Here is a 14256-nt window from a genome sequence, read left to right as displayed (position 1 = left end):
AGCGTGGGCAGTCCCGTACCTGCCGTAGTCGCCGTTGCGCCGGGTCTTCATCCGTGTCTCGATTCAAAATCTCAACATCAGGTCGTAAGTCATTGAAAATGATTCGTTTTGATGTGGAACGAATCACCTGCTCCAGACTTGAGTCGCGAATCACTGATTCGGAGTACCAGTCATGGCATCAGGACATCGTGCGCAGTGGAAGGGGTTTCTCAAAGTCGGAGAGGTGAGCTGCGGAGTGGCCCTCTACACCGCCGCTTCTACCTCCGAACGCATCACCTTCAATACGGTGAACAAGGCACCGGGTAAACCGCATCTTTGTCGACGGCGAAACCGAAGAGCCTGTTCCAAAGGAGGATCAGACGAAAGGGTTCGAGGTCGGTGACGGACGCTACATCGTCATCGATCCGGAGGAGATTGCAGCCACGGTCCCCCAGAGCAACAAGACACTCGAGATCGAAGCATTCGTCCCCTGCTCCGAGATTGACGACGTCTATTTCGACAAGCCGTACTATCTGACGCCTAGCGACCGTGTCGGCTCCGACGCCTTCACGCTCTTGCGCGACGGTATGAAGAAGGGGAAGGTCGCCGCCATAGCAAGGGCGGTGCTGTTCCGGAGGATGCGAAGCGTCCTCATTCGACCCCACGGCAACGGCATGGTCGCGACGACCCTCCAGTACGACTACGAAGTTCGATCTTCGAAGAGTGCTTTCGAAGGGATACCCAAGCTGAAGATCGAGGGCGAAATGCTCGATCTCGCCAAGCACATCATCTCGACCAAGATCGGCACGTTCGATCCTGCAACTTTCGACGACCGTTACGAACAGGCGGTCGCCGAGCTGGTGAAGGCCAAACTCGAAGGAAAGGCGCTGCCAAAGCCAAAGAAGCTGCAGGTCTCCAAACCAAACGACCTGCTGGCCGCACTTCGAGAAAGTGCCGGCCTCGCCGGCAAGGCTACGGACCAACCGAAGCGCACGGCCGCCAATGCCAACAAAGGCATCCAGCGGCAACGTGCGTCGCGCGGGGCGGCCAAGTCCGCCGCTTCAGCCGCCCCGCAGCGTAGGGCCGGATAGGACAAGATCGATGGCACCCCGCCCCTACTGGAAAGGATACCTCAAGCTGTCGCTGGTCACCTGCCCTGTGGCAATGTCGCCGGCGACGTCTGAGTCCGAAAAGGTCCGGTTCCACACTCTCAATCGAGCAACCGGCAACCGTGTTGTTTCGCAATATGTCGACTCGGTCACCGGAAAGCCTGTCAAGGACGAGAACGAAGCCAAAGGATATGCACGCGGCGAGAACGACTATGTGATCTTGACGGACGACGATCTAGACGCGGTGGCGCTCGACACGGTGCGTACGATCGACATCGAGAAGTTTGTGCCCGCCGAATCCATCGGCTGGACCTACCTCGAAAAAGCACACTACCTCGCGCCCGACGATCCGGTTGGCCAGGAGGCTTTCAGTGTCATCCGAGATGCCATGAAGGCCTCAGGGGTCGTCGGCGTCTCCAAGCTCGTCATCGGTCGCCGAGAACGGGCGGTCATCCTGGAGCCTCGCGACCAGGGCATTATCCTCTGGACGCTAAGATTCGGTGACGAGGTCCGTCCGGCGGAACCCTACTTCGAGGAGATCGACAGCGGTTCGGAGAGGGACGCCCTGCCACTCGTTGAGAAGCTTATCAAGCAGCGAACCAAGCATTGGTCGCCGACGATGGTCACCGACCCGATCCGGCAAGCGCTGCTCGCACTGATCGCCGAAAAGAAGAAGACGCTCAAGCCGAAGAAGAGCACGGGCAGGAAGGAGCCAGCCGCTCCTGCGTCGAATGTCGTGAACATCATGGACGCGCTGCGCAAGTCCGTCGAGCAAGACATGAAATCGCGCAAGGCCGGATGAGGAGGATCCCATGGAAGACATCGCCGAGAGACCAATCAGAGAAGTTGCCATTGGATTTCCCGACGCCGAGCACTTCAGCACCGCAACGACGGTGACCGGTCTAATGGGAATACTGACGTCGGACCGCTGGCCGAAGCGTGCCAACGATACGGCATGGCAGCACGCACTGGCCACCTGCATGAGAAGCCTGCAACTCGAAACCGACACATCGAAGGCAAGGGCGGCAGTCGTCGAAGCGGCAAGGCATGCAGGCCTCAAGGTTCTGCCGGACGACGCGTGGAAGCCCATCAGACGCACGGCATCGATGATCGGCTACCCACCGGTCCAGAGGCGACCGCCACACGCGCGTTAGCGCGACTGCGTCCGCCGCCAAGGTGCCCGTGACCGTCACCGTCATCGACGTTCATGGAAACTCGGTACTCCAGCACAGGATGAATGGCGCACTAGCCTTCTCGATGTTGATCTCCCACCGCAAGGCGTACACCGCCGCTCTCACGCAGCAACGGACATCCGACCTGTTCGAACTCGTACAGCCTGGAAAGGAGCTATTCCATCTGATGTCGCAGGACAGCTTCTGCGCCATGGGTGGAGGCGCGCCCCTTGTTCATGACGGCGTGGTCGTCGGCGGTCTCGGAATAAGTGGCGGGACCGTCGCCCAAGACATTGGGATACTGGAGGCGGCGCTTCAGCCACGAAGGCACGAGCTTCAGAAATCGCTCTAAGGCAGGCCTCTTCACCGCTCCAACGCCAAAAGCGTTCATGTGATTTTAGATGCTGGGCCGGCCTGTGACCTACCGTCCAACTCCGTGCGCAGACGACTATCCCGAATGCCCTGCGTTTCTCAAAAAAGAAAGTGTCTTCTTTCCAGCACCTGTCTACCTCGATCGTACCCGGATCCGGAAAGAGGCCGCGGACAGGCATACGCGGCCCCTTTTTCGCTTCTCGGTGGCCGCCTAGGCGACGGCCGCGCCGACTTGCACGGTGGTGAGAAGCTTGACAAGCGCCTGCGCTCCCGCGGTGGAGGATGCCGGGTTCTGGCCGGTGATCAACCTGCCGTCGGTGATAGCGAAGCTCGCCCAGTTCGCCTTCTTCTCATAGAGACCGCCGAGCCGTTTGAGCTCGTCCTCAACGAGGAAAGGAACAACCGTCGTCAGTTGCACTTCCTCCTCCTCGCCATTGGTAAAGCCTGTCACCCGCTTCCCTTTGACGATCGGCGCGCCTTTATAGGTTACGCGGTGAAGCACGGCCGGCGCGTGGCAGACTGCCGCCACCGGCTTGCCGGAGTTGTAGAAGGACTCGATCAGCTTGATGGACTCCGGATTGTCGACGAGGTCCCACATGGGTCCATGCCCGCCCGGATAGAAGACGGCGTCGAAATCTTCGGAACGGACTTCGCTCAGCTTCCTGGTGCTCGCAAATACCTTCTGCGCAGCCTCGTCGGCCTTGAAACGCGTCATTGCGGGCGTCTGATTTTCCGGCAGATCGCTCTTCGGATCGATCGGAGGTTGACCACCTTTGGGGGAGGCGAGCGTCAAGTCTGCGCCTGCGTCACGGAAGACGTAGTACGGTGCTGCGCCTTCCTCCAGCCAGAAGCCAGTCTTGCGGCCCGTGCTTCCGAGGGTGTCATGCGAGGTGAATACCATGAGGATCTTCATGCGTAGGCTCCTTCCACTTGTCTGGGTTCGCAGCCGGTCGGCTGCACGACTGGAAGCATGTCTTGGATCGGCTGGCTTTGCATGTGCACGTTAGTATCGCCGATACTTTAGTGTTGGTGACCAAGACCAGGACGTCTGTGCCTATCGGAGTTCGCCTGTCAGGAACTGAGCGTTACCCATGCCGAACGACCAGTCTTCATCCGAGTTGATATGCAACGAGACCATCACGTCGGATGGCGGCACATCGCAGCGAGCCTGGAGCGCGCGCGTGAGGTTTGAATAAAAAGCCACCTTCGCATCGCGAGATCTCGGACGGGTGGTGATTTCGAGCAGGATAAATTTCTCGGTCCGAGCGATGTCGAGCCCGGTGTCGAGCGCGCGAAAATGCGACCCCTCGTGCTCTTGAAGGATCTGGTACCGATCTCTCAGCGGAACTCCGAAAGACGCCACGACGACGTCGTGGATGGTGTCAAGCAGGACGTCGACCTCCTGTGGAGGACGACCTTTCAGGACATGGATTTTGACGAGGGGCATTGGCGTCTCCAAGATAACCGAACACAGCTCGCCGAGAACTATCCTCCTTGAAACAATCAAAGCTATTGCACGATGGTATCCCGACGCCTGACCGTCCGGGAAGCGATAGCAGAAGCTGATTGGGATCGGTCGGCGTCGAAAAGCACAGACCGCCGGTGATCACCGGCGGTCTGCATATCCTTCATAGGCGACACTCTGGGGTTAGGCGATGCCTTCGGCCTTCTTCTTCCGGTATTGAACGGTTGGAAGGCCGCCCCAGCCCCAGTTGTCCAGGTCGACTTCCTCTATCACCACGTAAGTCGATTCCAGCGGCTTGTTTAGAACGTCGAGCATGACCTGGCTGACGCCGGCGATGATTGCTGCCTTCTCCTCGGGAGTGACCGAAGTGCGATCAGGGGTCGTGCCTTCACGGGTTACTTGTACGGTGACTATTGGCATTTCCTATTCTCCTTGTTCGATAACCTCATTGATCGGCTAGGCGGCAATTGCAGCGAGGTGCTTCTCAAGTTCGTCGACATGAGCGTACCCAGCGCCGACCTTGCGAAGAGTTTCCCCCTTCTTCAAAAACAACGTCGGGAAGCTCGAAACACCCATTGCCCGCACCGTTGCGAAATCCGTCGCGGCCTCTTCGATCGTGCTCCGTTTATTCCACTCTGCCAGGAATTCCTCCGAGGCGACGGGATGACCGAGTTCGGCGAGTGCGCGAGATCCGGTCTCAGCCAGTACGGCGCCGTCCGTGGTGTCGAGCGCGTCGACGTAGAAGGCATGCTGGAATGCCCGGAAGACGCTCAGAAGATCGGCTTCCGGCCTGAGGATGCGGGCGGTCACCACTGCGCGGCACACGGGTTCCGTGTCATAGACAAAGCCTTTTCTGGCGAGAAGGCCTTCCCGGTTGAACGGCACGCCGCTGGCTTCCTCGACCTTGCCCCAGTGGTGCAGTCTGAACTGCTTGCCCGCGTCGTCGAGAACGTCGGTCGCGCCCGCGCGCAGTCCACCGAGAATGATCTTCAAGGATAGGTCCGGACGTCGCTCAAGCAGCAGTCCCATTTGCTTGCCGAATCCATAGCACCAAGAGCACATCGGATCGGCGGCTAGTACAAGTTCCATTGTCTTTCCTTTCACTCGCTTGTCGGGCGCGCGGCATATCCACGCCACGTGCCCGCTTCCTGGTCGAGGCCTACTAGCGGCCGGCGTTCTGGCCACCGTCGACGTGTAGGATCTCTCCAGTGACGAAGCTTGCGCTCTCGAGGTAGATCACGGCCTCGACGATGTCGCTTATCTCGCCCATGTGGCCGACCGGATGGAGAGCGGAGAGGAACTCGTGAGTCTCGGGAGCGTGCATCGGGGTCTTGATGATGCCAGGAGACACGGCGTTCACCCGGACGCCCGTCTTGGCGAACTCGATGGCCAGTTCCTTCGTGACGGCGTTCAGACCGCCCTTGGTGAGCGAAGCGAGAGCCGTGGGGACGCTCGACACCGGCTGGTTTACGAGGCTCGTGGTGATGCTGACGATGTGGCCGGAGCCCTGCTTGAGCATCTCCCTCGCCGCCCGCTGCGTGATGTGGAAGAAGCCCGAAACGTTCACGCCGAAGTTCAGGTCGTAGTCTTCCTGAGTGAAGTCGACGAAAGGCTTTGCAGTGAACACGCCCGCATTGTTGACCAACGTGTCAATCCGGCCGAAGCGTTGAATCGCCTCGCGGACGACGCGCTCTGCGGTCTCGGAATTTGAGATGTCGCCCGCCACGGCATGTACGCCGTCATCAGAACCCTGTTTGATCGAACGCGATGTGGCGACCACGCGATAGTTCCGCTCGCGATAGGCGCGGACCAGACCTTCGCCGATGCCCTGCGATGCACCGGTGATGATGGCGACCTTCTGCTGATTGCTCATGATATTACATCCTTTCAATTGCAGCGGTCCTTGTGTGGGCCGCCCTACGCCCTCGGCGTCGGTGCTACTGATTTAGATGCCCTCGCTCATCGGGAGAATTGCTAGGAAGCGGCAGTCACTGAACCGTTTTTCGGCATAATCGTTAGCGCGCTCGTCGGCGGTCGTGGACCAGTTCGCTATCCCCACACCGCCTTAGTTAGCTCCTTCGTAAATGCGGTATCTCCCTTGCGCCCCGGCAGGCGGGTCGTGATCTCCTGAACAGTCCACTCGTTTCCATCCGGGTCATGAAAAATGAAATACGATGCGTAGCTTTTCCGCTCCGGATTCAGTCCAGCCGTGATGCCCACGCCGTTGGAATGATGAAAAATCCCGCCAACGTCATGGAATGGTTCGCTCGTTTCGACGCCTCGGGATGCGAGATCGGCACTTGCTACCGGTAGATCCGAAACAACCAGGTGCAATCCCCGCGATGAACCAGCCGGGGCCGTGGTTATGTTCTGCCCGAACATCACGGAGCATCCAGATCCAGGCGGAGTGAACTGCACGATACGGTAGTCGTCGCCTTGAAAATCAATATCGAAACGCCATCCGAGTGCTGCGTAAAAACGTTTGCTTCGCTCGACGTCGGAGACGGCGATCACCGCAAGCTCGAGCGTCATCGCAACACCCGAGATGGTCTGCGGGGCTTCCTTGCTGGATGGTCTCAGTTCGCTATCCATTTCAGTGCTCCTTTGAAATGATCGCCGACGGATCCTTAAGGTGGCGACGTGGCCCAAGCTTATAAACTCGCACCACGCCCGCCATTGCACTTAGGTATCGCCGGCCTGGGCGCGAGCAGGACGCCGTGGGTGGGATGTACGACACCATCGTACCGTAGCACCGTCGAGCGGACGAAATCATCATAAGCCTCCGTCGCGTTAGGCGCCCAAGGCTGCGGCGAAACCCATCGGTCATTCCAGAACAGGCGAGTCAAATGGCAAATACGACAACAGTAGCCGAACCTTCCGAGCCCCCGCTCAGCACCGCAGGAGAACTGCACGAACGAGGCGGGCACCTCGACCTTGCGATAGAGGCCCTTCGTACCAAGGTCAGAAACAGAGAAGCCACGGGCTGGTTTGCTTACAAGCACGAAAAAGCACACGGGCCAGAGCGGCCCGCTTCCTAAGGCTGTTCGAGCATACACGAACGTGGCCGTGGCCAGCGAACGCCCAATACCAAAGTGCACTTATGGGGACTGCGCGGACCGGTTAGCTTTACTCATCGCCCACCCCTCCTGGGCGATAAGCTCTCAAGAGCACTGCGCTCCAGCACTCCTCCCCTCTGCCGGAGCGCGCGGATCCGCCAAGGTCCGCCAAGGCCGTCTCCACCCGCCCGGAGACGGCCTTTTTTTGAAGTCACACTTCCTTAGCAGGCGTCGCGCACGTTCACGGGGATCTGGCGATCAATATCTATCCGACCATGCCACCAGCGAAGAAGGAACTATCATGAAGAGCAAACGTCCGGACGGAATCAAACGTTACGACCACCCGGCCGGCGGCTGGGACGCGCTTAAGGCCGTTGCGAAGACGCTTGCCCATCAACAGATTGTCGCGCAAGGCAGCAAAACTCTTCTCAAGGCCAACCAGCCGGAGGGATTCGACTGCCCAGGTTGTGCATGGCCCGACCCCAAGCACACGTCGTCGTTCGAATTCTGCGAAAACGGCGCCAAGGCGATTACGTGGGAGTCCACCGCGAAGCGGACCGACGCCGAGTTCTTCAAGCAGCATAGCGTGTCCGAGCTCTGGACGTGGACTGATCATGAGCTCGAAGACGCCGGCCGCCTGACTCTGCCGTTGCTGTACGACCAGGCACCGACCACTTCGAACCGATCGCGTGGGACGCGGCATTCGCGCTGATCGCAGTCGAGTTGAACAAGCTCGACGATCCGGACCAAGCCGAGTTCTACACCTCCGGCCGTGCCTCGAACGAAGCAGCGTTCCTTTATCAGCTATTCGTCCGCGCCTATGGCACCAACAATTTCCCCGATTGTTCAAACATGTGTCACGAGGCCACCAGCGTGGGGCTTCCGAAATCCATCGGCGTTGGCAAGGGAACCGTCACGCTCGAAGACTTCGATCATGCGGACGCGATCTTCAGCTTTGGGCACAATCCGGGCACGAACCATCCGCGCATGATGTCGACATTGCATGAGGCGGCGCGCCGAGGCGTTCCAATCATCGTCTTCAACCCCCTGAAGGAGCGCGCGCTTGAGCGGTTCGCCGCACCTCAAGATCCGGTCGAGATGGTCACCATGTCCTCAACGCCGATCGCTTCGGCCTACCATCAACTCCGTGTCGGCGGGGATCTGGCCGTTTTGAAAGGGATAATGAAGGCGGTGCTCGAACGAGGCGTATCAAGTCTCGCCGCGGGCGGCGCCGGCATACTTGATCGGCCCTTCATCGATCAACACACCTCAGGATTCGACATCCTATGTGCGGATATCGATGCTACCACTTGGCAAGAGATAGTCGCTGTCAGTGGCCTAACCCGGCAGGCCATCGAGAGCGCAGCCGACGTTTACGCGAATGCGAGGAACGTAATTGTCTGTTATGGCATGGGCATCACACAGCACGCCAAGGGCACGTACAACGTCCAGCAAATCGCGAACCTCCTGATGCTGCGAGGAAACATTGGTCGAGAGGGTGCGGGAATCGCGCCCATCCAAGGCCACTCCAATGTGCAAGGAGATCGGACGGTGGGAATAACGGAAATCCCCAACAAAGCGCTTCTCGATGGCATGGAACGCGCCTTTGGTTTTCGCCCGCCCAGCGACAAAGGTCACAACGCCATCGAGGCCGTGGAGGCCGCCATCGATGGCCGAGCGAAGGCGCTGATCTGTCTTGGCGGGAACCTCGCGGTCGCGATGTCCGATTCCGGGGCCATATTTTCGGGCATGCGGAGCCTTAATCTGGCCGTCCATATCGCAACGAAGCTCAACCGATCCCATCTGCTGACGGCGAAAACCACTCTCGTTCTGCCATGTCTCGGACGGACGGACCGCGATATCCAGGCATCCAGCCGCCAAGCGGTCACTGTCGAGGATTCGATGTCCATGGTTCACGCTTCGCGAGGGTTTCTTCACCCACCTGGCGAACTTGTCCGATCCGAGCCGGCGATCATCGGAGGGATCGCAAGAGCTACGGTTGGTGACCGATATGGCATAGACTGGGAGGGTATGGTAGCGGACTACGACCGCATCCGCGACAAGATCGAGGAGGTGTTTCCCGACTTCCACGAATTCAATACTCGTGTGCGCAAACCGGGCGGCTTTAGACTTGACGTCGCTGCTTCATTTCGCCGGTGGAACACGCCTGAGCGAAAGGCGAAGTTCCTCCCGTCTCCCGGTCTCTCCGAGGATACGCCCGCCGAGAGCGAAGGCGCCTTGATGCTGACGACTATTCGAAGTCACGATCAATATAACACCACTATCTACGGATTGGACGATCGTTATCGCGGCGTATTCGGTCGGCGCGACGTGGTTTTTATGAATGCGGAAGATCTCGCGGGTCGAGGCCTTAAGGACGGCGATCGCATGGAGGTACGAGGGCTCATTGGCGAGGTCGATGACAAGCATCTCGTTAGCGGTTTCACGGCGGTAGCCTACGACATTCCGAAGGGTTCCATCGCGGGCTACTATCCAGAGATGAACGTCGTCATCTCGCTCCGACACTTCGATCGCCAGTCCGGTACGCCGTCCTACAAGGGAGTGCCAGTCAGGGTGAAACTCGCAGATTGACAAACACCGAGACGGCTAGAGGCGTAAGTTTGTCATGCAGGCCTGCCTCAAGACCCGCGAACCACGCTGATCGCGAGTAGGTGCCTGAGCCTCTCTTGCTCGGTCACTCCGTTCTGGTACCACCAAAGAAGGCCCCTCGCCGCATCCTCGGCTTCGGCGCTTTGTCTATCGTACTGTCGGTTCTCGCAATGCTCCTTGAGCAGACCACGCATCATGGACACGTGCTCCGAGCTTAGCACTGCCCCGCACATGCTGTAATGCAGCTTCATCATATCGGCGCCCTTGATGCTGTAGGTTATACAGGAATCGACGGATTGCAGCCGGCCCACACAGGTGAGCACGTAGAGAGCGATTTTTCCCCGCCTAAACGGGATTCACCGGACTGGGCAGGTACCCAGACGCGGATCGGAGCCGCTGGCCGCTGTATCGACACCAGGGCGCCAACCAGAGCTGCCATTGCAAATAATATTGCGACGCCTGGGAAGATACTGCCCGACGGCTTGCGGTTCCTGTGAGACATAGTGTTCTCCTGACACCCGCCGACAAACGGCCTGGCTAGGAGCCCAGTATGGCAACCAGCAGAGAGGGAAGCTGTTGCACATAGGTATTGCCAATACTTTCGTATTCCCAGGCTTCGTCAACGAGCGGGCAACAACGTGGCCGTGCAGTTTCGAAGCCGCGTCGAAGCATCAGTCAAAGATCTACGAAGCTCATTGCTTCGCGCCGAGCAACCTCTTCGCCTGCAAAAGTCGAGGGGTAGACAGTCCTTCGCGGAACCGCTCGTAGACGGGACGAAGGATTTCTTGTGCCGCTCGAAGATCACCGCGGCTGGCCAGATATTCCGCGTAGCTCATGCCCGCTGTAAGTTCCCAATACAAACCGCCTTGAGCGGATGCTCTTAGGCCAGCCTCCCGAAAGAGGTCTACGGCTAAGCTCTCATTCGCACCTTGTGCTGCGATGATCTCGCCTTTCTTTCGTAGAAGTTCGGGCATTATCCAGCGGTAGCTTTTTTCCACTGAAAATTTCTGTGCTCTGTCGATCTCCAAGAGCGCCTCGTCCAGACGTCCGGCCGCCTGCAACGCGGCTGCGAGTTCACACATGAAAAACGGATAGAACAGTAGATACGAGGATTCTTGCATGTCTCGAATGCCGGCTTGAAGAGCGTCGATCCCCTCCGCGGGCGAGCCTGAACGCGACGCCAGGCTGCCTCGGACGCATATGCCAACTGCGTAGAACGGTTTCAGACCATGCTGCAGTGCATGTGCAGTGAGTTCTTCGCCCCAGTGTCGTGCTCGCGCTTCGTTGTCCAGACTGAGTGACACGAAGGCGGACGCCCAGGCCAACGCGACGCAAAATACGAATGGTTGCTTGGTTGCACGGGCTTCATCGACTGAGTCTTCGGCTGCTTGAGAAGCCACCTCCAATCGACCCAACGAGATCAAGTTGACGGTGTCATGAGCCATTGAGGACGTCCGAATGTCCGCCCCGAGCCTGAGCATATCCGTACGACGATTGTTGGGCGGCGAATTCCTCGCCGCCCAATCAAGTCGGTCATGAGCTTCCACGTGGTGAGCCTGATAGGTCTGCGGGATGCCCGACAGCCAAGCTGCCGTGGCGCGTGACCTTGCATCGCCTCCGCCAGCGCCTCTCCCGTATTCCTGCGCGTAAACAAGCGCATCATCCAACTCCACCGATCGAGCGCTAAAAAGCCAGAGGGCGCAAGTAACGCGTTGCCGGTAGTCCTGGTCATCCAACGTTTCAGCGAGTGTTAGGGCGCGTGCGAGCACCGCTCTACCTTGCTCGCTCATACCCTGCGTATAAATCATCGCGAAGCCCAGGGCGCACTGTAGGACCAGTTCCGTACGTCCCCCCTCCTCTCCTTCGAGGCAGGAGAGCGCCTTTTTAGCCCATTCGCCTGACTCGGACACGAGCGAGGTCGCGGTCCAGAAATCGGAGGCAATTGCGGCGAGGCCTGCTCCGAGCTTTCCATCGCCCTCTGGAGAAAGCGCCCAAGTCAAAGCGGCTCGGAGATTATCGATCTCTCGGCGATACGGCCCCAGACCATCGATTGCCAACTGCAGCGAGTCTTCACTCGAAAATGGCTGAAATAACGAACGGAAGAAGGCCGTGGTCCGCCTCATCGTCATTCGATAGTCGGTGCCCCCTCCAAGCTTTTCCCGCGAATAGACCCTCACCGTCTCCAGAAGACGCCACCGCGGGGCTGCCTCCGTTCCGTCGAAGGTCACCAACGATTTCGTGACGAGGTTCGAGAGCCCTAGTGCGGTCTCTTCCTCGTCCTCCCCGCTGGCGGCCATCGCTGCCTCCAAGGTAAACCCTCCGGGATATACGGAGAGACTATGCAGAAGGCGACGCTCTCCTTCGGGCAATAGTTCATAGCTCCAATCGAGCGCGGCCCGAAGCGTGCGGTGTCGAGGCAAGGCAGTACGGCGTCCGCCGGTCAGAAGAACGAAACGGTCATCCAATCGGCCGGCGATCTGTTGAAGCCCCAACGTGGCAGCACGGGCGGCGGCGAACTCTATGGCCAGGGGAATTCCATCCAGATGCCGGCAAATACCCGCGATAATCGAGACCCTGTCCCCGCTCGTCGTAAAGTCGGACTGCAACGCCCTCGTTCGGGCGACAAACAACTGAACCGCACTGTGCGTTAACGCATCACCAACCTTTTCGTTCGCGGGCACATCAAGCGGGGGAACACGATATGTAAACTCCCCCTCGATCCTGAGAAGTTCCCGACTCGTTGCGAGAACCGAAACGTTCGGGCAGGCGCGCAGCATCGCCTCGACCATCTCGGCAGCGGCATCGACAACATGTTCGCAGTTGTCGATTAGAAGCAACATTTTCCGGTTACCAATTGCCCGCGCAACGAGCTCGGCAGAGACGTCGTCGCCTTGAAGGCGCAGATCGAGAGCCTGTGCAAGTGTAGTGGGAACAAGATTTGGATCCGAGAGGGAAACCAGCTCCACAAAGAATGCATCCCCATCGATCGTCGGCTGCAGGCGGCGGGCGACTTCGGACGCGAGTACGGTTTTCCCGATCCCACCGGGTCCCGTCAGGGTTACAATTCGATAGGCCGACATGAGCGTCACGATATGAGAAATTGCAGCCTGACGGCCGATGAGCTCGGACGCCGCCGAGGGGATGTTAGTAACAAAATCCTCTCGTTCGCTCGACCGCACGAGCGTGGCGAGCGTCGGATCGGCAAACCGCTTTTCGGGTTCCGTCCACTCGCCGAGTAGTCGATATCCGCGACCGGACACGGTACGCAGCAAGTCTCGGTCCTTTCCAAGCGCACGCCTTATTGCAGAGATATGAACCTGGAGGGTGTTGTCCTCGACGACCATTCCAGGCCAGACGCGCTTCATCAGCTCGTCTTTCGTGACGATCCTACCCGAAGAAACTGCAAGTGTTTCGAGGATTTCGAACGCGCGACTGCCGAGCGGTACCGGAGCGCCCATCGCACGCAGCTCTCGCTTTTCGAGATCAAGCTCCCATCCGGAGTGCTCGAAGAGGCCTATCTCAATCTGTCCCAAAGCGACCCGAATCTATCTGGTTCAACCGCATCGATAAAATCACAGAGGGGCAGATTGCGCCAAGGGCACTTCAACAACTGGTAAGGGAATACTTCAGCTTTTTTCAGGATCTCTCACACCACTTAAGTCGCGAACGCATGCGTGCTGGTTTAAAAATCGCGGAGCACCTTCATTACGAGGCAGCGTGAAGCATTCATAACAATCTCCCAGCCGCAGCACGTCGCGTGCACGATCGATGAGGACGAATGGCATGTTCCCCACAAAAAAACCGACTGATCTCTCGACAATGGCGACAACACTCTGCAGCGATGCTTTGGTCGCCGTATTGGATAACGGCACCGAACTCGATCCCAATTTGCATCTACATATTTCGGGCATGGGCCGGCAACTACAACGGTTCACCTCAGCGCACGACTTGCTCAGCGGTGCCCAATCTGGATGCTTCAACTGCATCCTTGTTGACGCAAGCATGGCCGATCTGCCGGTTTCAGAACTAGCGCGATTGATTTGTTCTTACGCCGTGCACTGCCCAATCATCGTCGTCACCCCTAGCGGCAGTCCGGCCACGTCTGTTGCCACAACCAGATTCCGGGTGACCTTCCTCCCCAAGCAGGATGATCCCGCCGTAATTGCGGAGGAGGTAAACGCATCTATTCGTGCGTTCAACGAGGCGAACCGTTTGGAAGCCTATTTTCTCACGCTGACACCGCGAGAACGGCAAGTCATGAAGTTCGTGGTGGAAGGCTTGCTGAACAAGCAGGTGGCCTTCAAGTTGAACATTAGCGAGATCACCGTCAAAGCTCATCGTGGCCGGCTCATGAGAAAGATGAACGCCAGAACACTTCCTGACCTTTTGTATATGGCCGCAAGGCTCGGCCCTGCGTCAGGCTCCGTCGCGAACGAACTTTCGGCGTTCTGAGGCGCCGCAGCGCCTCCATGTTTAAGCACGAGCCGTAGCTG

11 protein-coding genes and 2 pseudogenes are annotated in these 14256 nt (G+C 58.6%); 6 read left to right on the top strand and 7 right to left on the bottom strand.

Annotation, left to right across the window (positions count from 1 at the left end):
• Nucleotides 1–172 precede the first annotated feature (172 nt).
• The 4 genes and pseudogenes from J3O30_RS10350 (at nt 173) to J3O30_RS10335 (ending at nt 2612) form a co-directional block, all read left to right on the top strand.
• A pseudogene (locus tag J3O30_RS10350) lies at nt 173–1070 on the top strand (Ku protein).
• A gap of 10 nt (nt 1071–1080) precedes the next feature.
• Nucleotides 1081–1890, top strand: a complete 810-nt coding sequence (locus tag J3O30_RS10345) for a Ku protein (protein ID WP_207584047.1) — start codon at nt 1081–1083, stop codon at nt 1888–1890.
• Nucleotides 1891–1900: 10 nt separating this feature from the next.
• The gene (locus J3O30_RS10340) at nt 1901–2242 is read left to right on the top strand and encodes a DUF982 domain-containing protein (protein ID WP_207584046.1); all 342 of its coding nucleotides are present in this window, start codon (nt 1901–1903) and stop codon (nt 2240–2242) included.
• 28 nt (nt 2243–2270) lie between these two features.
• A complete protein-coding gene (locus J3O30_RS10335) occupies nt 2271–2612 on the top strand; it encodes a heme-binding protein (protein WP_246762744.1) in 342 nt (113 codons plus the stop codon).
• Between the two features lie 231 nt (nt 2613–2843).
• Here J3O30_RS10335 and J3O30_RS10330 read toward each other — a convergent pair whose 3' ends face one another.
• The 6 genes from J3O30_RS10330 to J3O30_RS10305 all read right to left on the bottom strand — a co-directional run bounded on the left by J3O30_RS10330 (nt 2844) and on the right by J3O30_RS10305 (nt 6689).
• On the bottom strand, nt 2844–3545 hold the full coding sequence (locus tag J3O30_RS10330) for a type 1 glutamine amidotransferase domain-containing protein (RefSeq protein ID WP_207584044.1): 702 nt from the start codon (nt 3543–3545) through the stop codon (nt 2844–2846).
• A gap of 141 nt (nt 3546–3686) precedes the next feature.
• Nucleotides 3687–4079 (bottom strand): tautomerase family protein, encoded by a 393-nt coding sequence (locus J3O30_RS10325; RefSeq protein WP_207584043.1) that lies wholly within the window; start codon nt 4077–4079, stop codon nt 3687–3689.
• A 201-nt stretch (nt 4080–4280) separates the two neighbouring features.
• Nucleotides 4281–4517, bottom strand: coding sequence for a 4-oxalocrotonate tautomerase family protein (locus tag J3O30_RS10320; RefSeq protein WP_077988744.1), 237 nt, complete (start codon nt 4515–4517; stop codon nt 4281–4283).
• A gap of 36 nt (nt 4518–4553) precedes the next feature.
• Nucleotides 4554–5186 carry a DsbA family protein gene (locus J3O30_RS10315; protein WP_207584042.1) on the bottom strand — a complete coding sequence of 211 codons (633 nt, stop codon included), beginning with the start codon at nt 5184–5186 and terminating at the stop codon, nt 4554–4556.
• Between the two features lie 73 nt (nt 5187–5259).
• The gene (locus J3O30_RS10310) at nt 5260–5970 is read right to left on the bottom strand and encodes an SDR family oxidoreductase (RefSeq protein WP_130721256.1); all 711 of its coding nucleotides are present in this window, start codon (nt 5968–5970) and stop codon (nt 5260–5262) included.
• 176 nt (nt 5971–6146) lie between these two features.
• The gene (locus tag J3O30_RS10305; RefSeq protein WP_207584041.1) at nt 6147–6689 is read right to left on the bottom strand and encodes a VOC family protein; all 543 of its coding nucleotides are present in this window, start codon (nt 6687–6689) and stop codon (nt 6147–6149) included.
• 765 nt (nt 6690–7454) lie between these two features.
• Between J3O30_RS10305 and J3O30_RS10300 the strand changes: the two are divergent.
• Nucleotides 7455–9745: pseudogene (locus J3O30_RS10300) on the top strand (FdhF/YdeP family oxidoreductase).
• A 710-nt stretch (nt 9746–10455) separates the two neighbouring features.
• Here the strand turns inward: J3O30_RS10300 and J3O30_RS10295 are convergent.
• Nucleotides 10456–13296 (bottom strand): winged helix-turn-helix domain-containing protein, encoded by a 2841-nt coding sequence (locus tag J3O30_RS10295; protein WP_207584040.1) that lies wholly within the window; start codon nt 13294–13296, stop codon nt 10456–10458.
• Between the two features lie 250 nt (nt 13297–13546).
• Here J3O30_RS10295 and J3O30_RS10290 point away from each other — a divergent pair, with 250 nt between their 5' ends.
• A complete protein-coding gene (locus J3O30_RS10290) occupies nt 13547–14215 on the top strand; it encodes a LuxR C-terminal-related transcriptional regulator (protein ID WP_207584039.1) in 669 nt (222 codons plus the stop codon).
• The last annotated feature ends 41 nt before the right edge of the window (nt 14216–14256 follow it).

It is taken from the genome of Rhizobium sp. NZLR1, assembly GCF_017357385.1.
Taxonomy (GTDB): domain Bacteria; phylum Pseudomonadota; class Alphaproteobacteria; order Rhizobiales; family Rhizobiaceae; genus Rhizobium.
The sequence above is the reverse complement of the archived record's forward strand: the minus strand, read 5'-3'. Positions and strand labels throughout refer to the sequence as shown.